Source organism: Bacillus sp. SRB_331, from assembly GCF_003264175.1.
GTDB classification, from domain to species: domain Bacteria; phylum Bacillota; class Bacilli; order Bacillales; family Bacillaceae_G; genus Bacillus_A; species Bacillus_A mycoides.
Window position 1 is genome coordinate 337,277 of the sequence record NZ_NADV01000011.1, and the last position, 21,947, is coordinate 359,223.

Here is a 21,947-nt window from a genome sequence, read left to right on the forward strand (position 1 = left end):
TTATTAGGAAAAGACGGATTTGTCCGTTATCAAATTAAGAGTATAAGCAAATTCTGAATTTGTTTGTAAATAAAGGTGGTACCGCGATGTCCCTCGTCCTTTTTTGGATGAGGGGCATTTTTTATTTTAAGGAGGGAAAATAATGTCAAATACGGAAAATAATTTACCAACTAAATATGATCATATGTCCGTTGAAGAAGGCCTTTACAAGTGGTGGCTTGAAGGCAAATATTTCGAAGCAACAGGAGATGAGAAGAAACAACCATATACAATTGTAATTCCACCTCCGAACGTAACTGGTAAGTTACACTTAGGTCACGCTTGGGATACGACGCTTCAAGATATTTTAACTCGTACAAAGCGTATGCAAGGTTACGATGTATTATGGCTTCCAGGAATGGACCATGCTGGTATCGCAACGCAAGCGAAAGTAGAAGGAAAACTTCGTGAAGAAGGTATTTCACGTTACGATCTTGGTCGTGAGAAATTCCTTGAAAAAGCTTGGGAATGGAAAGAAGAATACGCTTCTCACATTCGTCAACAATGGGGGAAAGTTGGTTTAGGACTAGACTATTCTCGTGAACGCTTCACATTAGACGAAGGTTTATCTAACGCTGTTAATAAAGTATTCGTTCAATTATATGAAAAAGACTTAATTTACCGCGGTGAGTATATCATCAACTGGGATCCAGCAACACGCACAGCTCTTTCTGATATTGAAGTAATTCATAAAGAAGTTCAAGGTGCATTCTACCATATGAACTATCCGTTAACAGACGGTTCTGGTCACATTCGCCTTGCAACTACTCGTCCAGAAACAATGCTTGGTGATACAGCGGTAGCAGTTCATCCAGAAGATGATCGCTACAAACATTTAATCGGAAAAACAGTTACACTTCCAATCGTAGGCCGAGAGATTCCGATTATTGCTGATGAATACGTAGAAAAAGACTTCGGAACAGGCGTTGTAAAAATTACACCAGCTCATGATCCGAATGACTTTGAAGTAGGTAACCGTCATGACTTACCACGTATTTTAGTAATGAACGAAGATGGAACGATGAACGAAAAAGCTGGTAAGTATAACGGTATGGATCGTTTCGAATGCCGTAAAGAGTTAGTGAAAGACTTACAAGAAGCTGGCGTATTAGTAGAAATCGAGCCTCATATGCACTCAGTAGGTCATAGTGAGCGTAGCGGTGCAGTTGTTGAGCCTTATTTATCAACACAATGGTTCGTAAAAATGGCTCCACTTGCAGAAAAAGCGGTAGAACTTCAACAAAAAGAAGAAGAAAAAGTAACGTTCGTACCAGAGCGTTTTGAAAACACATACTTACGCTGGATGGAAAACATTCATGACTGGTGTATTTCTCGTCAATTATGGTGGGGACACCGCATTCCAGCTTGGTATCATAAAGAAACTGGTGAAGTATACGTAGGTACAGAAGCGCCAGCAGATCTTGAAAACTGGAATCAAGATAATGACGTGCTTGATACATGGTTCAGTTCAGCATTATGGCCATTCTCAACACTTGGCTGGCCGAATGAAGATGCAGCAGACTTTAAAAAGTTCTATTCAACAGATGCTTTAGTAACTGGTTATGATATCATCTTCTTCTGGGTATCTCGTATGATTTTCCAAGGTTTAGAGTTTACAGGAGAGCGTCCATTTAAAGATGTATTAATTCACGGTTTAGTTCGTGATGAGCAAGGACGTAAAATGAGTAAATCTCTTGGTAACGGTATTGATCCGATGGATGTTATCGAGAAGTACGGTGCAGATGCGATGCGTTACTTCTTATCAACAGGAAGTGCACCAGGTCAAGATTTACGTTTCAGCATGGAAAAAGTAGAATCTACTTGGAACTTCATTAATAAAATTTGGAACGCATCACGTTTCGTATTAATGAACATGGATGACATGAAGTATGAAGAAATCGATTTAACTGGTGAAAAATCAGTTGCAGATAAGTGGATTTTAACTCGCTTAAACGAAACAATCGAAAGTGTAACACGTAACATGGATAAATATGAGTTCGGTGAAGCTGGTCGTTCATTATACAACTTCATTTGGGATGATTTCTGTGACTGGTACATTGAGATGGCGAAACTTCCACTATACGGTGAAGATGAAGCAGCTAAGAAAACAACTCGTTCTATTTTAGCTTACGTATTAGACCAAACGATGCGTCTATTACATCCATTCATGCCATTTGTAACAGAGAAAATTTGGCAGCATTTACCGCATGAAGGCGAGTCTATTACAGTAGCAGCATGGCCAACAGTTCGCGAAGATTTACAAGATAAAGAAGCGGCAGCAGAAATGCACCTTCTAGTTGATATCATTCGCTCTGTTCGTAACATCCGTGCGGAAGTAAATACACCAATGAGCAAAAAAGTTCAAATGCAAATTAAAGCAAAAGATGAGGTAGTACTAGCTCAGCTTACGAAAAACAGTTCTTACATTGAGCGTTTCTGTAACCCAAGTGAACTAACAATTAAGATTGATTTACAAGCGCCAGAAAAAGCGATGACTGCAATCGTATCAGGTGCAGAGTTATTCTTACCGTTAGCTGATCTTATCAATCTTGATGAAGAGAAAGCGCGTCTTGAAAAAGAACTTGAGAAGTTCGATAAAGAAGTAGAACGTGTACAGAAGAAACTTTCAAACCAAGGATTCGTAGCGAAAGCTCCTGCAGAAGTTATTGACGGAGAGCGTGCGAAAGAGCAAGATTATCTAGAAAAACGCGAAGCGGTTCGCCAACGTCTAGCTGATCTTGAGAAATAAAAATGTTTTTCAGAGACTCACTATATTGGTGAGTCTCTTTTCTTTGCGTATAATAGAATTAAGAAGTTTGTCTTTTGAAAGGGGAATAGCAAACGTGATACATACATACGAAGAAGCGATAAACTGGATTCATAGCCGATTGAAATTTGGGATAAAACCAGGGCTAGAAAGAATGCAATGGATGTTAGAAGAACTCGGAAATCCAGAGCGTCATATAAAATGTGTTCATCTTGCCGGCACAAATGGAAAAGGTTCAACTTTAACATATATGCGCTACATGTTAGAAGGCGCGAAATATAAAGTAGGAACGTTTACATCGCCTTACATAGAAACATTCAATGAACGTATTAGTGTAAACGGAATACCGATTGCAGATGAAGAGATTGCGGAACTTGTAAATATGGTAAAGCCAGTCGTTGAAAAATTAGATGAGACGGACTTAGGAGAAGCGACTGAGTTTGAAATTATTACAGTAATGGCAATTTGTTATTTCGGTAAAGTTAATTTCTGTGATGTTGTTTTATTTGAAACGGGGCTTGGGGGAAGATTTGATTCTACAAATGTTATTCATCCGGTTCTCACGATTATTACGAATATCGGCCACGATCATATGCATATTTTAGGCAATACACTAGGAGAAATTGCATATGAAAAGGCAGGGATTATTAAGTCTGGTGTTCCAGTTATTACTGGTGTGAAAAATGAAGAAGCATTGCAAGTAATTCAAAAGGTTGCTAAGGAAAACCATGCAAGCTTATATGAACTTGGAAAACAGTTTACAACATTACATAAATATTCTAATGAAGATGGGGAACATTTTGATTTTGATTGTCCATTTGTCTCGTTTGAAAATGTTCGAATTTCAATGAAAGGTATTCATCAAGTAGGCAATGCAGCGCTAGCGCTTATGGCAGTAATGTATTTAAAAACATATTTATCATTTTTAATTAATGAAGAGGAGATGAAAGCTGGCTTACAAGAAGCCTACTGGATTGGTCGATTTGAAAAGTTACAAAGTAATCCAGATATTATAATAGATGGTGCTCATAATCCAGAAGGTATTGAAAGTCTTGTAAAAACAGTAGAGGCACATTATAAAAAGAAGAATGTAATAGTTTTATTTACTGCTCTTGGTGACAAACAGTTACATAACATGGTAGGGCAATTAGAAAAAGTTGCTGATGAAATAATATTTACGACGTTTGCCTTTGATCGTGCCATTTCTGCTGACAAGCTTGCATCGTATTCGCAACAAGAGTCAAAATTAGTTTTTGAAGATTGGAAAGAGGCAATTGATACAAAGGTTGACATGATAGGAGAACATGATGTTTTTATCATAACAGGTTCTTTGTATTTCATTTCCGAAGTTAGAAAATATATTCGCGAGAAAAACTAGATAGTCTTTGCTATCTAGTTTTTTGTTCTACAAATGAAGTCAAATGCATACATATAAGATAATAATATAGGGTTATTTGACGAATTCCTCTGACAAATATCTCGTTTTTTTGTGGAATGAATATGATATGATGCGGACAATGACAAGAGGTGAGGTGTGAGTGTATGGACAAGCAATCACGAACGATCTCGGTGAAAGTAAATGGAACAGAAGCGAAGTATGAGGAAAAAAAGAAGGATGAGTTTGACTGGATGATAGCAGAAAGTGAGAGACCGAAAAATGTCGTTCCGTTTCAAAAAGCGAAATCAGTATCTATGGAAAAATATCGAAAGAAGTGGAGCAATACAATAATCGCAATCGTTGCAACTGCAATAATTATCGGTACTGCATTTGGGATGGGTATGATTCATTTATTAACTGGACAAGGGACGACAGGAGAAGGTAAGGTAACGGCTTCGAAGCAGACAGGTAATGAGGAACAAAAGGTGGGTGGAACGGCAGAGCACACACCAACACCGAAAGAGGAAAAACCAAAAGCACAGGTAGGAACGTCATTAGAACCAATGAAACTATTTTTCGTTCAAGGAGGGCTTTATTCCTCTGAAGAAAAAGGACAGGCTGCTATTGAAGAGTGGAAAAGTAATGGGGGCGTGGCTACTTTGAAACCGAGTGGTGATAAGTATGCGTTAGTTGTTGCTATTACGAGCGATGAACAGGCTGTTAATCAATTAATAGATCAGTATAAGCAAGATGGTGTTTCAGTTTTGAAAAAAAATTGGGATATTACAGATAAAGCATTGCTCAAAAATGATAAAGAAGTAGGAATGTTTTTAGCGAAAGTGCAGCCATTATATACTCATTTAGCAAAATATGTGTCCAGCGTACAAACTAGTGGAAAAAGTAATCCAAAAGATATAGAAGCGATTCAAAAAGAGTGGAAAGCTATGGAAAAGGAAGGGAAGAGTATGAAGCGTGAAGATGCAAAGAAGCTTTATACGTATACGTCAATAGCGGTGCAAACGATTAAGGAAGGGAAGAGCGATAAGGAATCTATAGCTAAATTAAATCAAGTTATTATTGATGGATTACTTTCGTACGAAAAAATGGTTTCACAAAAAGTAAAATAATAAGATAATGATGAAGGGGAAAGAAGTACATATACTTCTTTCTTTTCTTTTGAATTTAGAGCAAAGTGCTTTCTGTATGGGCAGAATATAATCGTATTTAAAAAGAACTATTATTTTGTTTAGAGAAAATGATATTTCTAGAATTTGTGGGGAAACTATTCCTTTGATACGATTGATTTGAATTATTCTGCTTCATGCGAGAAGGGAAGGAGAAAATATGAGGAAAATTATTTTAGCTTCAGGATCACCTAGGAGGAAGGAACTGCTTGAATTAGCTGATGTGCCATTTGAAATCGTTGTTAGTGAAGTAGAAGAGACGATTGGTGCATATTCATCACCTTCTGATATTGTTATGTCGCTTGCTTTGCAAAAAGCATCTGCTGTGGCAGAAAATCATAGTGATCACGTTGTATTAGGTGCAGATACAATTGTTACATATGATTCACGTATTCTTGGAAAGCCGTCTAATGAGGCTGAGGCGAAAGAAATGCTACAATTATTATCAGGGAAAACACACGAAGTATACACAGGTGTTGCAATTATATCGAAAGAAAAAACGGTAACTTTTTATGAACGTACAGAAGTAACATTTTGGGGATTAACAGAAGAAGAAATAGACGTATACGTTGCATCGAAGGAACCACTTGATAAGGCAGGAAGCTATGGAATTCAAGGTAAAGGGTCTATTTTTGTTCAACATATTCAAGGGGACTACTACAGTGTAGTTGGCTTGCCAATTGCGCGTCTTGTCCGTGAATTAAAACAGTTTGATAGCGATGTAACCCATGTGTAAAATTGCATGGGGTTTTCTTTAGGAGAAATCGTAAAAAAAGGGGTGGAGAGATGAACGGTATTCGTGATGTTGTGAGAGAAGAGCAGCCACGGGAGCGTTTATTGTTAGAAGGAGCAGGAAGTTTATCGAATCGAGAACTTCTTGCAGTTTTACTCAGAACGGGTTCTAAAGAAGAAACGGTGTTAACGTTATCAGATAATATTCTACATCATTTTGACGGCTTACGAATGTTAAAGGATGCAACGTTAGAAGAGATGATGAGCATTCATGGTGTTGGGATTGCAAAGGCGTCGCAGCTTATGGCTGCTTTTGAATTAGGTAGAAGAATGGTACGTTTAGAATATCAAAATAGATATAGTATTCGAAGTCCAGAAGATTGTGCGAGTTATATGATGGAAGAGATGCGTTTTTTGCAACAGGAGCATTTTGTTTGTTTATATTTGAATACGAAAAATCAAGTTATACATAGGCAAACTATTTTTATTGGAAGTTTAAATACGTCGATTGTGCACCCAAGGGAAGTTTTTAAAGAAGCATTCCGTCGGGCAGCAGCCTCTATTATATGTCTTCATAACCATCCCTCAGGAGATCCGGCGCCGAGCCGTGAAGATATTGAAGTTACAAAACGATTAGTAGAATGTGGTCGAATTATCGGAATTGAAGTACTTGATCATATCATAATAGGTGACCATAAATTCGTGAGTTTAAAGGAAAAAGGTCATATTTAAGACTATTCTTTTTACTTATTTTGTTTTATAATGTGATTTATGAGTTTTTTGTAGAAAATTATCTACAAAAAGGATGCAGATATAAAAAAACGTACTGTTTTTATAAATATAAAGTAAGAAAAATGAGTCCGTGAAAATAAGAAGGGAAGATAAATGATATGTTTGGATTTGGTGGATTTACTCGCGATCTTGGAATAGACTTAGGAACAGCGAATACGCTTGTATATGTGAAAGGGAAAGGTGTAGTTTTACGTGAACCTTCAGTAGTAGCATTACAAACTGATACGAAACAAATCGTTGCGGTAGGTAGCGATGCAAAACAAATGATTGGTCGTACACCAGGAAACGTAGTGGCACTTCGTCCTATGAAAGATGGTGTAATTGCTGATTACGAAACAACAGCAATTATGATGAAATACTACATTCAACAAGCTCAAAAATCAAATGGATTCTTCTCACGTAAACCATATGTAATGGTATGTGTACCATCTGGTATTACAGCTGTAGAAAGACGTGCAGTAATCGATGCGACTCGTCAAGCTGGCGCTCGTGATGCTTATCCAATCGAAGAGCCATTTGCAGCAGCAATTGGTGCAAACTTACCTGTTTGGGAGCCGACTGGTAGTATGGTTGTTGATATCGGTGGTGGTACAACAGAAGTTGCAATTATTTCTTTAGGTGGTATTGTAACAAGTCAATCAGTTCGTGTTGCTGGTGATGATATGGACGATTCAATCATTCAGTACATTAAGAAAAGCTACAACTTAATGATCGGTGAAAGAACAGCAGAAGCATTAAAATTAGAAATCGGTTCTGCAGGCGAGCCAGAAGGTATTGAGCCTATGGAAATTCGCGGTCGTGATTTAGTAAGTGGTTTACCAAAAACAGTACTAATTCAACCAGAAGAAATTGCAGATGCATTAAAAGATACAGTAGATGCAATTGTAGAATCAGTTAAAAATACGTTAGAAAAAACTCCACCTGAATTAGCAGCGGATATTATGGACCGTGGTATCGTATTAACGGGTGGCGGGGCATTACTACGTAACTTAGATAAAGTTATTAGTGAAGAAACAAATATGCCAGTTCTTGTTGCAGAGGATCCATTAGATTGCGTAGCAATTGGAACGGGTAAAGCATTAGACAATATCGACCTTTTCAAAACTGCTGCTCGATAATATTGCAAAATAAAAATCAATGAAATTAAGAGGGTGTGAACGTGCCACAGTTTTTCTTAAACAAAAGATTAATTGTTTTGTTAGTTAGTATTATTCTTCTCGTGGCATTGATTGGAATCTCATTGAAAGAACGGAACAGTTTATCATGGCCAGAGCAGTTTATAAAAGATACTGTCGGTGTTGTAGAACGTGTATTCCAAAAGCCAGCGAATTATGTTGCCGGATTCTTCGAGAACGTAGAAGATGTAAAGCGCACGTATGAAGAGAATAAAGAATTAAAAGCAAAATTAGATAACTATGCAAAGTTATCAGGTGACGTAAAGCAATTAGAAGATGATAAAAAGAAACTACAAGAGTTAACGGGTAAAAAAGAGTTAAATAGCGGTTATACTGAAATTCCAGCTACTGTTGTTTCTCGTAATCCCGACAAATGGTACGATCTAGTTGGAATTGATAAAGGGGCACAGCAAGGAATTAAAAAAGATATGGCTGTAATAACTTCACAAGGTTTAGTTGGACGAGTGAAAAGTGTATCTCAGTTTACATCATCAGTAGAGTTGTTAAGTTCTATGAGCCGAACAAACCGTGTTTCTGCTATTGTACAAGGGGACGAAAAAATCTTTGGATTGATTGAAGGTTACGATAAAGAAAAACAACTACTTCTTTTCACAAAGATTAGCTCTGATGCAGAGGTGAAAAAAGATCAACTAGTTGTAACATCTGGACTTGGTGATATTTTCCCTAAAGGTCTTGCGATTGGGAAAATTGTTGATGTTCAGCCAGATCCATACGGTTTAACAAAAACGGCTTATGTAAAACCATCCGCTGATTTGAATGATGTAGAGCATATTATAGTTGCAAAACGTGATATGCCTACAGCGTCGTTAGAATAGGAGGGAGAGAAGAGATGATGACGATTTTAAAAAGAGCAGCTCTTCCTCTTTTGCTCCTTTTTGTTTTTTTATTTGAAAATATGTTCTCTACTGTTGTTCCAACAGACGTCTTTTGGAAAGGCAGTATAGCAGCACCGCATTTCTTTATAATTGTGTTATGTTTTATTACAGTGTACTATAGTCCGGTTCAAGGGATTTACTACGGACTATTATTTGGTTTCTTATTTGATACCGTATACACGGAACTTGTCGGTATATATATATTTGCTTATCCGATTTTAGCTTATTTAGTTTATAGTGTGATGAAAGTATTACAATTGAATTTATTTATTGTCGCTTCTATCGTACTGGCTGGCATTGCAGCATTAGAGTATTATGTGTATGGGTTTTTAACTTTGTTAGGACGTACTCACATGTCAGCATCTGTCTTTTTCACAGATCGTCTCCTTGCTACTTTATTGCTAAATGGAATTTTCTTATTAATAGTTTGTTTCCCACTGAGACGATATTTAGTGCGTCTTTCAAAAGCGATAGAAGAAAAAGAAAAAAGGATTTTCTAATTTTATGTCGAATTGAATCGGTGGGGTGAACTTTAGTGGAAGAAAAAAAGCAACAAAATGTAACGATAAAAGGGACAAAAGATGGAATAACACTTCATTTAGATGATTGCTGTTCATTCTCTGAGCTACTAAAAGAATTGGATGAAAAGCTTTCTACACATTACTATGAGAGTGACGGACGTTCTTTAATTGAAGTGCGTGTTAAAGTAGGAAATCGCTATTTAACAGAAGTACAACAAGAAGAGATTCGTACGTTAATTCGCAATAAGAAGAACCTTGTTGTAGAATCAATCGAAAGTGATGTTATAACAAAAGCAGAAGCAATAGCTTGGAAAGAAGAAACAGAAATTGTCCCTATTTCCAAAATTGTTCGCTCTGGACAAGTGTTACATGTAAAAGGCAATTTATTATTAATTGGAGATGTTAATCCAGGCGGAACGGTTATCGCTGGGGGGAATATTTTTGTCTTGGGATCATTAAGAGGAATTGCACATGCGGGGTATGATGGAGATTCAGAAGCTGTTATTGCTGCATCTATTATGAACCCTATGCAACTCCGAATTAGTGATGTGACAATGCGGGCTCCGGAAGAGAAGGAAGACGGAGCAGAGGCGGCAGAATGTGCGTACATTAATGAGAACAATCACATTGTTGTCGATCGCCTGCAACTTCTCACTCATCTTAGACCTAATTTAACAAAGTTAGAAAGGGGAATTGTATAGCTGTGGGAGAGGCAATAGTAATTACATCTGGAAAAGGCGGAGTAGGTAAAACTACAACGTCTGCGAACATTGGTACAGCCCTTGCGTTATCTGGAAAAAAAGTGTGTTTAATTGATACAGATATCGGTTTACGCAATTTAGACGTAGTAATGGGGCTAGAAAATCGTATTGTATTTGATCTTGTTGATGTCGTTGAAGGGCGTTGTCGTTTACCTCAGGCTCTTATTAAAGATAAGCGTTTTGATGATCTTTATTTATTACCTGCAGCACAAACGAGCGATAAATCGGCGGTAACACCTGAACAAATGGATGAATTAATACAAGTATTACGTCAAGATTATGATTACATATTAATTGATTGTCCTGCGGGGATTGAGCAGGGGTTTAAAAATGCAGTAGCAGGTGCGGATAAAGCAATCGTTGTAACAACACCAGAAGTATCCTCAATGCGTGATGCGGATCGTATTATCGGGCTTTTAGAGAAAGAGGATATTGAACCACCGAAACTTGTCATTAACCGTGTGCGTAGTCATATGCTTCATGAACAGGATATGTTAGACGTTGATGAAATTGTACGTACACTGTCAATCGAGCTTCTTGGAGTTGTCGAGGATGATGATGAAGTTATTCGTGCTACGAATACAGGTGAACCTGTAGCACTGCAACCTAGTGGGAAAGCAGCAATAGCTTATCGTAATATTGCAAGACGCTTGTTAGGTGAGAATGTACCATTACAAGCATTTGAACAAGAAAAAGTATCGGTATTTACAAAGATGAAAAATTTCTTTGGAATCCGTTAAAAGCACTTCGCATAAATGCGGAGTGCTTTCTTTTTTCTTCGCATGAATATCTTCCTTCTATAACTCATACATATGTACAAACTGTATATAACTGTTTCTATTTGAATAAGGCTAACGAAAGAAAGGAGACAGTATGAAGAATAGACGTGTGGAAGAAATTAAAAAGCGGATTGCGAAAAGGAAAGCAGAGCAAGAATTGCTAGAAGAAGAGCGGTATTTTGCGGGAGGAGATTTTGATAGCGAAACGGTCTTTATTGAAGAGGGGGAGAAGGAAATTCATCCTCTATTTCGAAAAGAAGTTTTTCTCTTCAAAGTTTTGCTATCAGCAATATTAGTTCTTTCGGTTGCTATTTTATTTAAGAACGCACCTTCTTCTTTTGATGGTACTAGAGCTGTTACAGAAAAAGTTATGCAAGAAGAATTTCAATTTGCTACTATATCGAAATGGTATGAAAATCAGTTTGGAAAACCTCTCGTGTTCTTTTCTCCAAATGAGAAAAAAGAAGAGACTATTCAGCAAAAGAATTATGCGATTCCTGCCTCTGGAAAGGTGATGCAAGGATTTCAAAAAAACGGCCAGGGTGTATTTGTTCAAACGGCTACAAATGCAACGGTGGAGTCAGTAAATGAAGGTATAGTTGTTTTTGCGGGCAAGAAAGAGGAACTTGGAAATACAGTTCAAATTCAGCACGCTGATGGCACGGAGTCATGGTATGCAAATTTAAATGATATGTCAGTAAAATTATATGATTACGTTTCAAAGAAACAAAAAATTGGAATAGTGAGTAATGATGAAAATAATAAAAATGGCAAATTTTATTTTGCAATAAAAAAGAATGAAAAATTTATTGATCCAATTCAGGTGATTTCATTTGATTAAATATAGGGATGTTTTCACGAAAATTTCTGTGCATCCGTTGTTTTGGGTTATTATTGTCATTGGTATTTTTACAGCACGTTTTAAAGAGTTACTATTACTATTTTGTATCGTTTTAGTTCATGAACTTGGGCATGCTTTTGCCGCAGCGTATTATAATTGGCGTATTAAACAAATTCAGCTTTTGCCGTTTGGTGGCGTAGTTGAGATGGAAGAACATGGGAATAAATCGTTAAAAGAAGAATTAATTGTCGTTATGGCGGGGCCAATTCAGCATATATGGATGATTGCGGTCGCTTACATTTTGTATAAAGCGGGCTGGGTAACTGACGATTTGTACCATTTCTTTGTATGGAATAATGTCATTATTTTAGGGTTTAATTTATTGCCTATTTGGCCACTTGATGGTGGAAAAGTATTATTTAATGTATTATCATATCGTTTTCCCTATTTACAAGCACATGAAAAGATGATGAAATTGTCATGTGTTTTTTTTAGTGTAATATTAGGATGGCAGTTACTTTGGAATAGTAATAACATTATGATGTGGGTATTACTCGTTTTTCTAGCGATTTCTTTATATCAAGAATGGAAACAAAGACGGTACGCATTTATGCGTTTTTTATTAGAGCGTTATTATGGGAATAAAAGAGATATTGAAAAAATAGCACCTATTGAGGTGAAAACGGAAGATCATTTATATACGATTTTCACAAAATTTCGCAGAGGATATAAACACTCTATTATCGTCCATGGAAAATATAAAGAGCATTACACATTGGACGAAAATGAATTGTTGTATGCATATTTTGCTGAAAAACGAACAACCTCATCTGTTGAAGAATTAATTGGTTAGTGTTGACGACGACACTAACCTTTTATATTGTAAGGAAAAGAAATGAAAAGTGAGGAAAGAATTTTGAAGACGTTATATATTAACTACACTGGTTCGGAAAAGCGTGTTGCGATAGAAGAGAAACAAAAAATTGTAGAGCTTTTATGGAAACGGAATGAAGAGCAGGAGATTGTCGGACATATTTATGTTGGGCGTATCGTAAGAACAATCGCTGGAATGAACGCAGCCTTTGTAAATATCGGATTAGAAAAACATGCATATCTTTCATTTGATGATGTACCATCTTCATATCGCATACATGAAGGACAGGCGATACTTGTACAAGTTGTGAAAGAGGCAATTGATACGAAGGGGCCAAAATTAACGGCGAAGATAGAAGTTACCGGAAAATATGTCGTTTACATGCCCTATGATGACATGCGCGCTGTTTCTCGGAAAATAAAAAATAATAAAAGAAGACAACAGTTACTGGGAATTGAAGCAGAAGGAACAGGTGGATACATTTTCCGTTCTGCTTCTGAAAAAGGAACGATCGATGAAATACAAGCTGAAATGCAAGGGTTGCAGCAGTTATATGAAGAGTTAAAAAGAAAAGAAGATCAAGGGAAGGCGCCCTTACTACTTCATCAACCAGCGACGTTTTTAGATCGTGTATTTCAGGAGAACCCAATTGAAACAATTGAAAAAATAGTTGTAGATACGAGAAGTATAGTAAAAGAATTAGAAGAAAAAGTAGGGAAAGAAAGAGTATCCTTTTATAATGAAAAATCTTCGATGTTTAACCATTTTGGAATAGAGCGTGAAATCGAGAAAGCACTTCAAAAAATTGTGTGGCTACCAAATGGTGCCTATCTAATTGTAGAACAAATGGAGACGATGACTGTAATTGATGTGAATACAGGTAAATTTACTGGAAAACAAAATTTACAAGATACCGTATTTCGCACAAATGAAATGGCTGCTGAAGAGATTGCTCGTCAATTAAGACTTCGTGATATTGGCGGGATGATATTAATTGATTTTATTAATATGAAAAGACGGGAAGATAAAGAGAAGGTAAGAGAGCGTTTAATGATAGCTTTACAAGATGATCGCACATATACAAGAGTGCTTGGGTTTACAGAGTTAGGTATTTTAGAGATGACGCGTAAGCGCAAGAAACATTCGTTACGTGACGTATTATTAGAAGAGTGTGCGCCTTGTAAAGCGACAGGTTACGTTATATCTAATGAAACAATTGCGTATGAGCTAGAGAGAGAGCTTATTACTTATGGTAATATAGAGGATGAAGCTGTATTGATTGGTGCTTCAAAAAAAGTACAAAAACATTTTTCACAAAAAGAATTACAAAAAAATATTCCATTTGAAATTTATTTCAAAGATGATATTATCGAAAAGTACGCTATTATCCGTTTTGGAAGTAAGAAAGAAATTGTAGAACGGAAAAAATAGTTAGCAGAACATTCATTGACAATAGTCAATGAGTCATGGTAATATTTTTATGTTATAGTTTATAGCACCTAAACTGCTATATGCTACAACCGCACAAGACAGGTTCCCTAAAGACATTTTATGTCTACCTCGTTTTTGGCGAGTCTTAGTAATTAAGAGGAGGTGCAAGTATGTACGCAATTATCGAAACAGGTGGAAAACAAATTAAAGTTGAAGCTGGTCAAGCAATCTACATTGAAAAATTAGATGTTGAAGCTGGTGAAACTGTTACTTTTGACAAAGTTCTTTTCGTTGGTGGCGAAAACGTGAAAGTTGGTAGCCCAGTTGTAGAGGGTGCAACAGTTACTGCGAAAGTTGAAAAACAAGGTCGCGCTAAGAAAATCATCGTTTTCAAATACAAAGCGAAAAAGAACAATCGTAAGAAACAAGGTCATCGTCAACCTTACACTAAGCTAGTAGTTGAAGCTATCAACGCTTAATTCTGGTTAAGATGATTAAGATTACGATAAGTCGCACGAAACTAGGAAGTATCCGATCATTTAAAATGACTGGACATGCCAATTATGCGCCACATGGACAAGATCTTGTCTGTGCTGGAACTACAGCGGTTGTGTTTGGTTCTATAAATGCAGTGGAAGAACTTTGTAATGTGCAGGCAACTATTGAACTCGGAAGTGATGGCGGATTCTTGACGTATGAATTGCCTAATGATTTAGACGTTCATACAGCAGAAAAAGCACAAATACTTTTAGAAGGATTGGTTGTTTCACTTAAGACGATTGAACTTGATTACGGAAAGTATATCCGTTTAATAGAAAAAGTGCAGGAGGTGTAACGTATGTTAAGATTAGATCTTCAGTTTTTCGCATCTAAGAAAGGTGTAGGTAGTACAAAGAACGGTCGTGACTCTCAGTCAAAACGTCTTGGTGCTAAACGCGCAGATGGTCAAACGGTTTCAGGTGGTTCAATTCTTTACCGTCAACGCGGTACAAAAATTTATCCAGGTGTTAACGTTGGTCGTGGTGGCGATGACACTTTATACGCGAAAGTTGACGGCGTAGTACGCTTTGAGCGTCTTGGTCGTGACCGCAAACAAGTGAGCGTATATCCTGTTGCTCAAGAAGCATAAGAACTCACGGAAAACTCTAACCTGAGTGCAGGTTAGAGTTTTTCTATATTAAGGGGTATCTAAATGAATGAAAAATGGACAATTATAGATGCGTTGAGCCACTCGAGACATGATTGGCTCAATCGTTTGCAGATGGTTAAAGGAAATCTTTCCCTTGGAAAAGTGGAAGAGATTCATAGGCTCATCGATCGTTTTGTCCAAGAAGCGAGACAAGAATCCAATCTGATGGGGCTATCAATGCCTTTATTTTCAGAGTGGATTTTAACATATAATTGGAAACAGCAACCGTGCTTATTGGAGTACGAAGTATTAGGGAAATTACATAACTTATCTCATCTAGATGAGACTGTATGTACATGGACGAATCAGTTTTTCTTAATGCTTCAGCATAGTTTAGACGTATATGTTGAAAATTATGTTTGTATCACAATTGAAAGTGACGCGGAGAATGCTCGTTTCTTTTTTGATTTTCGTGGAAAGCTAACGAATGTAGAAGAACTACAAACGTGGCTTGCGAACGAAAACAATAAATGGTATTCCATTTCTTATACAGTACGAGACGAAGAAGTCTCAGTTATATTACAACTAATCGAAAAAAGTGTGGTGAAATAATGTTTGTAGATCAGGTCAAGATATATGTAAAAGGCGGCGACGGTGGTAACGGAATGGTTGCGTATCGTCGTGAGAAGTATGTACCTAAAGGTGGCCCAGCAGGTGGCGACGGTGGTAAAGGTGCAGATGTTGTTTTTGTTGTTGAGGAAGGCTTACGTACATTAATGGACTTCCGCTACCAACGTCATTTCAAAGCTGATCGCGGTCAGCACGGAATGAGTAAAGGTCAGCACGGTCGTAAATCTGAAGATTTAATCGTAAAGGTTCCACCAGGAACAATAGTGAAAGATGAAAAAACAGGTGAAATTCTTGCCGATTTAGTAACGCATGAACAAACAGCTGTAATCGCAAGAGGTGGCCGTGGTGGCCGTGGTAATTCACGTTTCGCAACAGCGACGAACCCAGCGCCAGAAATCGCTGAGAACGGGGAACCAGGTCAAGAACGTGATGTCACGTTAGAACTTAAAGTGCTAGCAGATGTTGGACTTGTTGGATTCCCAAGTGTAGGTAAATCTACATTATTATCTGTTGTATCATCAGCGCGTCCGAAAATTGCAGAATATCACTTTACAACAATCGTTCCGAATCTTGGTGTTGTTGAAACTGGTGATAACCGCAGCTTCGTTATGGCTGACCTTCCTGGACTAATTGAAGGCGCACACTCCGGCGTTGGACTTGGACACCAATTCTTACGTCATATCGAACGTACACGTGTAATTGTACACGTTATCGATATGTCTGGTTTAGAAGGACGTGAGCCATATGAAGATTATGTCACAATCAATAATGAACTAAAAGAATACAATATGCGTTTAACTGAGCGTCCACAAGTTGTTGTTGCAAACAAAATGGATATGCCAGATGCAGAAGAAAACTTACAAGCATTTAAAGAGAAATTGGGAGACGAAGTGAAAATTTTCCCAATCTCAGCTGTAACGAAACAAGGTGTTCGTGACTTACTATTTGAAGTAGCGAACTTATTAGAAACAACACCAGAATTCCCAATGTACGATGATGTAGAAGAATCTGAAGCAAGTGTAATGTACAAATTTGAATCTGAATCTAATTTTGAAATTACACGCGAAAGTGATGGCACATTTGTTATTTCTGGTTATGACATTGAGAAAACATTCAAGATGACAGACTTCTCACGTGATGAATCTGTACGCCGATTTGCTCGTCAAATGCGTGGAATGGGTATTGATGAAGCCCTTCGTGCACGTGGTGCAACAGACGGAGATATTGTGAAAATTCTTGAATATCAATTTGAATTTATCGATTAAGACTGCCGAAATATGGCGGTCTTTTTTTTTCGTTATTTGAGTCCAGTAAAAACCCAATTCATATAGGTGAACCATAAGTCGATATAGGAAAAAATCCCCATTGATTAAAGTTTCAATTTATAATAGAAAAAGGAGTGATTTTAGAAGAATATTTTATGGGGAGAAAAGGAATATGTATAAAATATTAATTGTAGAAGATGATGAAAAAATTGCAGAGATATTAGAGGAGCATTTAGAAAGGTATGGATATCAATCTTTCAGAGTGAGCGATTTACGGCATATAAAAGATGAGTTTGTAAAAGTAAGTCCTCATCTTGTGTTACTTGATATTAATTTACCATACTTTGATGGCTTCTACTGGTGCCGCCAAATCCGCACTGTATCGAATGCGCCGATTATTTTTGTTTCTGCAAGAACAGGGGAAATGGATCAAGTAATGGCGATTGAAAATGGCGGAGATGATTACATTACGAAGCCATTCCATTTAGATATCGTAATGGCAAAGGTGAAAAGTGCACTCCGCCGCGGGTATGGTGAGTATGCTTTGGCCGCGGAAAGTGACTGCTTAGGTGTTAATGGATTGTTATTATTCCCATCACAGCACACAGTAGAGTGGAAAGGTCAACAAACGGAACTTACAAAAAATGAGTTTTATTTATTAGAATGTTTAATGAAACAAGCAAATCAATACGTGACACGTGAAGAGCTGTTAGAGGCTTTATGGGATGAAGTAGCTTTTGTTGATGATAATACATTAACCGTGAATGTAAAGCGTGTAAGGAAGAAACTTGAGGAGTTAGGCATTAAAAATGCAATTGTCACAAAGCGTGGGTACGGTTATGTTCTTCTTACTGAGTGGGGCGAAGGGCATGAAGGTTAAAAATTATCTCATAGAACGTTTTTCCTTAATCCTTTCTTACATTATAAGCCTTTGTTTATTTGGACTCGTATTGCAGTTGCAAAGCCTTTTAGAAAAGCGTGCGCTGGACTGGAGTACATGGTTATACGGACTTTTATTAGGGACAGTTGTGTTTAGTGTATACCTTATTTACGATTACCGAAAACGAAGTGTGTTTTTAAAGAGGATAGAACAGTATATTGCCGGTGGACATACATTACATGACTCTTTACTTATCGATACTTCTTATACGTCAGAGCAAGAAATGGTTGTTGAAGCGTTTACGCTATTAAGGCAGCAATATATGAATGAAGTTCATAAGCAGCATGCAAAAGAGCAACAGCAAATGATTTTTATGAACCAGTGGATCCATCAAATGAAAACACCAGTATCCGTTATTGAATTATTGTTACAGAAATATGGTAAGGAGCACCGTGAAGCAAGGGGAACGATTGAAAGTATTCGTGAAGAAAATAACCGTATTTTAAATGGGTTAGATTTAGCGTTACATATGGCAAGGTTAGATCAATTTTCGAAAGACTATAAAGTAGAAGTAGTAAATGTTATAGAGGTCATTCGAGATATTATTAATGAAAATCGGAAGTCGTTCATTCAATCTTCTGTATTTCCGAAAATGATGTTTGAAGAAGAGACTTGTATGATTGCGTCTGATAGAAAGTGGCTTAGTATCGCGATGAGCCAAATTGTTGTGAATGCAATTAAGTATACAAAAATTTCAGAAGCAGAGAAAAAAGAAATTCAATTTCAAATTGAAGAGAAAGATCAAAAGGTGTTATTACATATTAAGGACAATGGAATTGGTATTCCTGAGCAAGATGTAAAGCGTATATTTGATCCGTTCTTTACGGGAATAAACGGCCGTAAAACAAGGGAAGCGACAGGTATGGGTTTATATATTACGAAGGAAATCTGTGGTAATTTACATCATGGAGTGTATGTACAATCAACTGAAGGGGAAGGAACAACAGTTACGTTCCAATTTGCAAAAGATGAAGAATATCATACATTAATGAGAAAAATGACAAAACTGTAAGATAACAAAACGTTTTGTAAGGGAAATCACTCGTTTCTTTTTCTTATTTTTCTTATAGTAAATGTAAGAAGAAAACACGTAGGGGGATTAGAAATGAGTGTTCTTGAAGTAAAAGGGTTAACAAAGGTGTACCAATCAAAAGGTTCAGTAGCGACGACTGCTTTAAATGATATAAATTTTAAAATTGAAGAAGGCGAGTTTGTAGGGATTATGGGGCCTTCAGGAAGCGGAAAAACAACGCTTTTAAATTTATTAGCAACAATTGATAAGCAAACTTCAGGTCATGTGCTTGTAAATGGTGAAGAAATTAATCAAATGCGTGCTGCAAAATTAGCGGAGTTTCGTCGTACACATTTAGGATTCATCTTCCAGGATTTTAACTTACTTGATACGTTATCGATTAAAGAAAATATCATTTTACCACTTGTAATGGCGAAGAAATCTGTAAATGAAATCGATGCGAAAGTGCTTGAGATTGCAAAGTTTTTAAACATCGAAGAAATTTTAAATAAAAAAGTATATGAAGTGTCAGGCGGACAACAACAACGTGCAGCAGCAGCGAGAGCAATCATTCATGAACCTACGCTAATTTTAGCGGATGAGCCAACTGGAAACTTAGATTCGAAGTCAGCAAAATCATTAATGAGCGCGTTGCAAGATTTACATGAACAAAAGAAAGTGACAATTGCAATGGTAACGCATGATCCAGTAGCGGCGAGTTATTGCGAACGTATTCTTTTCATTCGCGACGGAGAAATTTTCTCAGAAATACATAAGGGAAGAACGAAACAAGCCTTTTTCCAAGAAATTCTGGATGTACTTGCGATGCTAGGAGGAGAATATCATGAACTTTCGCCAGCTCGCGCTTAATAACGTAAAAGGAAATTGGCGTAATTATAAAGCGTTTCTTATTAGTAGCTGTTTATCGATTGTCGTATTTTTCATGTATGCTTCCTTCATTTATCATCCAGATGTCGTAAGCGGTAATATTAGTATGAGGGATATGATCTCAAAAGGGCTAGAATCGATGAATTATATTGTAGTCATCTTCTCAGCACTCTTTATTTTATATGCAAATTCAACATTTTTACGAGCAAGAAAAAAAGAGTTTGGTCTATTAACATTAATAGGCGGAACAAAATCTCAACTTGGCCGAATGATTATATTAGAACAGCTTATGTTAGGTAGTATTGCAATTGTAGTAGGTATTGGGCTTGGCATGCTTTGTTCAAAATTATTTTTCCAAGCATTAAGCGTAATATTGAAAATAGATAAAACACTTCCACTCGTATGGAATAGTAAAGCAATTCTTATTACAGCTGGTGTATACTTTATTCTATTTTTAATCCTATCATTGTTTAGTGTTTGGACAGTAGGGCGCTTGCAAATTATTGATTTATTAAGAGAAGCAAGAAAACAAAAAGTAGAACCTTTTGCATTTACATCGTTATGTGTAGTTGGTATAGGATGTATTATTGTTGCATATGTACTTAGCTTCCAAGTGACATTTATGAATTTTATCATACTGTTTTTACCGATTGTAGGGCTGACGATAGGCGGAACTTATTTACTGTTTACACAAGGTAGTACAGTCGTATTAAAAGCACTGCAAAAAAGAAAAAGATCTTTTTATACATATCCAAACATGTTCGTACTTAGCAATCTTATTTATAAAATGAAAGATAATGCTCGTTTTCTATTTGTAATTTCTATCATTACGGCGGTTGTATCTTCGGCAGTTGGTACACTGTACGTATTTTTTGAGGATATGAGTTATAAGGCAGTAACTAGTACCCCGCATGCTATTTCGTATGAGGAAAAAGGCATTCATACGCATAATGTCATAAAAGAAGGGAAAACAAAAGAATTAATAAAAAAACACGGATTTGAAGAAGCGCGAGAAGTAACGTATGTAAAACTTCCTGGAACTCAAAAAATCACGATGTTTAACAGTGAACATGAAGTACCGATGGCGATTGTTTCAGAAAAAGAATATAATGCTGAAGCACGTAAACAAAAGAGGGAGCAAGTTAGAGAAGTTCATAATGCACCAGGTAGTGCAACGATGGTCATAATGGATATGGCGAAAGATATGATGAAGGTAGATCTTGCAAAACCATATGAATTTAAAATTAACGGACAAACGCAGTCTGTTCAATTAAATGAGCCAACTCCATTTTCTGTTTTTAATGATAGTGAATATCTCATTGTGAATGATCAAGATTTTGAGAAATACGCAAAGCTCGTACCAGATGAAGAAAAGACGAAATATTACGGTTATTATATAGAAGACTGGAAAAGTACGGAAGACCTTGTGTTAGATTTGAAAAAGGAAGTTGCACCAGATAAGCAAGAGGAATTAAATAACTCGGTGCTCGCTTATAAAAATATAAGAGAATCAGGAGCAATTACGATGTTTATCGGTTTCTTTGTAGCTGTACTGTTCTTCTTCTTCGCTTGTAGTATGACATACTTTAAATGGTTTAACGATAAAGAACAAGATCGTATTCAATTTAAATCGTTAAAGAGAATCGGTATGACAGATAAAGAAATTCGTAAAATTGCAATTCGACAAATGGGCGTTATCTTCTTTATCCCAATTTTAATCGGTGCAATTCATAGTGGATTTGCTCTTCATACGTTAGGAAAAATGCTTTATATTGATTTATGGAAATCAGGAGCGATTGTAATTGGAGCATACATTGTAGCTTCTGCGATTTACTTTATGATCGCGCAGAGAGGATATTTGAAACACGTGCAAAGCTAGAGAAACCTCTAGCTTTTTGCCTATGTAGTAAGTT

The 21,947-nt window shown here is 36.8% G+C and carries 22 protein-coding genes and 2 other annotated features (1 of these 24 cut by a window edge); all 22 genes read left to right on the top strand.

The annotated features are described in order from the left end of the window. Nucleotides 1-104 (top strand) — a binding site (T-box leader) (it extends 128 nt beyond the left edge of the window). Nucleotides 105-142: 38 nt separating this feature from the next. The 22 genes from B5P42_RS10355 (at nucleotide 143) to B5P42_RS10465 (ending at nucleotide 21,913) form a co-directional block, all read left to right on the top strand. Then, a complete protein-coding gene (locus B5P42_RS10355) occupies nucleotides 143-2,788 on the top strand; it encodes a valine--tRNA ligase (protein WP_002129263.1) in 2,646 nt (881 codons plus the stop codon). 94 nt (nucleotides 2,789-2,882) lie between these two features. Next, nucleotides 2,883-4,184, top strand: a complete 1,302-nt coding sequence (locus B5P42_RS10360; protein ID WP_088034152.1) for a bifunctional folylpolyglutamate synthase/dihydrofolate synthase — start codon at nucleotides 2,883-2,885, stop codon at nucleotides 4,182-4,184. Between the two features lie 164 nt (nucleotides 4,185-4,348). Next, nucleotides 4,349-5,311, top strand: coding sequence for a stage II sporulation protein B (locus B5P42_RS10365; RefSeq protein WP_113734161.1), 963 nt, complete (start codon nucleotides 4,349-4,351; stop codon nucleotides 5,309-5,311). A 217-nt stretch (nucleotides 5,312-5,528) separates the two neighbouring features. After that, entirely contained in the window at nucleotides 5,529-6,104 is a 576-nt protein-coding gene (locus B5P42_RS10375) for a Maf family protein (protein WP_044442394.1), read from the top strand. Between the two features lie 50 nt (nucleotides 6,105-6,154). Further along, a complete protein-coding gene (gene radC, locus B5P42_RS10380) occupies nucleotides 6,155-6,832 on the top strand; it encodes a DNA repair protein RadC (protein ID WP_002015368.1) in 678 nt (225 codons plus the stop codon). A gap of 158 nt (nucleotides 6,833-6,990) precedes the next feature. Next, nucleotides 6,991-8,010, top strand: a complete 1,020-nt coding sequence (gene mreB, locus B5P42_RS10385) for a cell shape-determining protein MreB (RefSeq protein ID WP_002015369.1) — start codon at nucleotides 6,991-6,993, stop codon at nucleotides 8,008-8,010. 41 nt (nucleotides 8,011-8,051) lie between these two features. Next, nucleotides 8,052-8,903 carry a rod shape-determining protein MreC gene (mreC, locus tag B5P42_RS10390; RefSeq protein ID WP_060751108.1) on the top strand — a complete coding sequence of 284 codons (852 nt, stop codon included), beginning with the start codon at nucleotides 8,052-8,054 and terminating at the stop codon, nucleotides 8,901-8,903. 14 nt (nucleotides 8,904-8,917) lie between these two features. Beyond that, nucleotides 8,918-9,463: a rod shape-determining protein MreD gene (gene mreD, locus B5P42_RS10395; protein ID WP_002015371.1), complete on the top strand. Its 546-nt coding sequence runs from the start codon at nucleotides 8,918-8,920 to the stop codon at nucleotides 9,461-9,463. Between the two features lie 35 nt (nucleotides 9,464-9,498). Further along, complete coding sequence (gene minC / locus B5P42_RS10400; protein WP_002015372.1) at nucleotides 9,499-10,185, top strand: septum site-determining protein MinC; 687 nt, start codon at nucleotides 9,499-9,501, stop codon at nucleotides 10,183-10,185. Between the two features lie 2 nt (nucleotides 10,186-10,187). Further along, nucleotides 10,188-10,985, top strand: coding sequence for a septum site-determining protein MinD (gene minD, locus B5P42_RS10405; RefSeq protein WP_000503308.1), 798 nt, complete (start codon nucleotides 10,188-10,190; stop codon nucleotides 10,983-10,985). A 133-nt stretch (nucleotides 10,986-11,118) separates the two neighbouring features. Continuing rightward, nucleotides 11,119-11,865, top strand: coding sequence for a M23 family metallopeptidase (locus B5P42_RS10410; RefSeq protein ID WP_113734162.1), 747 nt, complete (start codon nucleotides 11,119-11,121; stop codon nucleotides 11,863-11,865). Next, a complete protein-coding gene (locus B5P42_RS10415) occupies nucleotides 11,858-12,718 on the top strand; it encodes a M50 family metallopeptidase (RefSeq protein ID WP_002088816.1) in 861 nt (286 codons plus the stop codon). The genes B5P42_RS10410 and B5P42_RS10415 overlap by 8 nt, the downstream gene beginning before the upstream one ends. 42 nt (nucleotides 12,719-12,760) lie before the next feature. Next, nucleotides 12,761-14,170 (top strand): Rne/Rng family ribonuclease, encoded by a 1,410-nt coding sequence (locus B5P42_RS10420; RefSeq protein ID WP_113734163.1) that lies wholly within the window; start codon nucleotides 12,761-12,763, stop codon nucleotides 14,168-14,170. 77 nt (nucleotides 14,171-14,247) lie between these two features. Beyond that, nucleotides 14,248-14,326, top strand: a sequence feature (ribosomal protein L21 leader region). A gap of 14 nt (nucleotides 14,327-14,340) precedes the next feature. After that, nucleotides 14,341-14,649, top strand: coding sequence for a 50S ribosomal protein L21 (rplU, locus tag B5P42_RS10425; RefSeq protein WP_000270907.1), 309 nt, complete (start codon nucleotides 14,341-14,343; stop codon nucleotides 14,647-14,649). Between the two features lie 11 nt (nucleotides 14,650-14,660). Beyond that, the gene (locus B5P42_RS10430; RefSeq protein WP_002138477.1) at nucleotides 14,661-15,005 is read left to right on the top strand and encodes a ribosomal-processing cysteine protease Prp; all 345 of its coding nucleotides are present in this window, start codon (nucleotides 14,661-14,663) and stop codon (nucleotides 15,003-15,005) included. A 3-nt stretch (nucleotides 15,006-15,008) separates the two neighbouring features. Beyond that, nucleotides 15,009-15,299, top strand: coding sequence for a 50S ribosomal protein L27 (rpmA, locus tag B5P42_RS10435; RefSeq protein WP_000944957.1), 291 nt, complete (start codon nucleotides 15,009-15,011; stop codon nucleotides 15,297-15,299). Nucleotides 15,300-15,362: 63 nt separating this feature from the next. After that, a complete protein-coding gene (locus tag B5P42_RS10440) occupies nucleotides 15,363-15,911 on the top strand; it encodes a sporulation initiation phosphotransferase B (protein ID WP_002015377.1) in 549 nt (182 codons plus the stop codon). Continuing rightward, the gene (gene obgE, locus B5P42_RS10445) at nucleotides 15,911-17,194 is read left to right on the top strand and encodes a GTPase ObgE (protein WP_002015378.1); all 1,284 of its coding nucleotides are present in this window, start codon (nucleotides 15,911-15,913) and stop codon (nucleotides 17,192-17,194) included. Before B5P42_RS10440 ends, obgE begins: the two co-directional genes overlap by 1 nt. Nucleotides 17,195-17,366: 172 nt before the next feature. Continuing rightward, entirely contained in the window at nucleotides 17,367-18,074 is a 708-nt protein-coding gene (locus tag B5P42_RS10450; RefSeq protein WP_113734164.1) for a response regulator transcription factor, read from the top strand. Continuing rightward, the gene (locus B5P42_RS10455; protein WP_033707976.1) at nucleotides 18,064-19,146 is read left to right on the top strand and encodes a HAMP domain-containing histidine kinase; all 1,083 of its coding nucleotides are present in this window, start codon (nucleotides 18,064-18,066) and stop codon (nucleotides 19,144-19,146) included. Before B5P42_RS10450 ends, B5P42_RS10455 begins: the two co-directional genes overlap by 11 nt. A gap of 93 nt (nucleotides 19,147-19,239) precedes the next feature. Further along, a complete protein-coding gene (locus tag B5P42_RS10460) occupies nucleotides 19,240-20,016 on the top strand; it encodes an ABC transporter ATP-binding protein (protein WP_000114530.1) in 777 nt (258 codons plus the stop codon). Continuing rightward, the gene (locus B5P42_RS10465; RefSeq protein ID WP_088293436.1) at nucleotides 19,991-21,913 is read left to right on the top strand and encodes an ABC transporter permease; all 1,923 of its coding nucleotides are present in this window, start codon (nucleotides 19,991-19,993) and stop codon (nucleotides 21,911-21,913) included. Before B5P42_RS10460 ends, B5P42_RS10465 begins: the two co-directional genes overlap by 26 nt. Nucleotides 21,914-21,947 lie beyond the last annotated feature (34 nt).

Coding starts and splice junctions, on each gene's coding strand:
- B5P42_RS10355 (WP_002129263.1), top strand. CDS start 143: ATGTCAAATACGGAAAATAATTTACCAACTAAATATGATCATATGTCC.
- B5P42_RS10365 (WP_113734161.1), top strand. CDS start 4,349: ATGGACAAGCAATCACGAACGATCTCGGTGAAAGTAAATGGAACAGAA.
- B5P42_RS10375 (WP_044442394.1), top strand. CDS start 5,529: ATGAGGAAAATTATTTTAGCTTCAGGATCACCTAGGAGGAAGGAACTG.
- radC (WP_002015368.1), top strand. CDS start 6,155: ATGAACGGTATTCGTGATGTTGTGAGAGAAGAGCAGCCACGGGAGCGT.
- mreB (WP_002015369.1), top strand. CDS start 6,991: ATGTTTGGATTTGGTGGATTTACTCGCGATCTTGGAATAGACTTAGGA.
- mreD (WP_002015371.1), top strand. CDS start 8,918: ATGATGACGATTTTAAAAAGAGCAGCTCTTCCTCTTTTGCTCCTTTTT.
- B5P42_RS10410 (WP_113734162.1), top strand. CDS start 11,119: ATGAAGAATAGACGTGTGGAAGAAATTAAAAAGCGGATTGCGAAAAGG.
- B5P42_RS10420 (WP_113734163.1), top strand. CDS start 12,761: ATGAAAAGTGAGGAAAGAATTTTGAAGACGTTATATATTAACTACACT.
- rplU (WP_000270907.1), top strand. CDS start 14,341: ATGTACGCAATTATCGAAACAGGTGGAAAACAAATTAAAGTTGAAGCT.
- B5P42_RS10430 (WP_002138477.1), top strand. CDS start 14,661: ATGATTAAGATTACGATAAGTCGCACGAAACTAGGAAGTATCCGATCA.
- rpmA (WP_000944957.1), top strand. CDS start 15,009: ATGTTAAGATTAGATCTTCAGTTTTTCGCATCTAAGAAAGGTGTAGGT.
- B5P42_RS10440 (WP_002015377.1), top strand. CDS start 15,363: ATGAATGAAAAATGGACAATTATAGATGCGTTGAGCCACTCGAGACAT.
- obgE (WP_002015378.1), top strand. CDS start 15,911: ATGTTTGTAGATCAGGTCAAGATATATGTAAAAGGCGGCGACGGTGGT.
- B5P42_RS10450 (WP_113734164.1), top strand. CDS start 17,367: ATGTATAAAATATTAATTGTAGAAGATGATGAAAAAATTGCAGAGATA.
- B5P42_RS10455 (WP_033707976.1), top strand. CDS start 18,064: ATGAAGGTTAAAAATTATCTCATAGAACGTTTTTCCTTAATCCTTTCT.
- B5P42_RS10460 (WP_000114530.1), top strand. CDS start 19,240: ATGAGTGTTCTTGAAGTAAAAGGGTTAACAAAGGTGTACCAATCAAAA.
- B5P42_RS10465 (WP_088293436.1), top strand. CDS start 19,991: ATGAACTTTCGCCAGCTCGCGCTTAATAACGTAAAAGGAAATTGGCGT.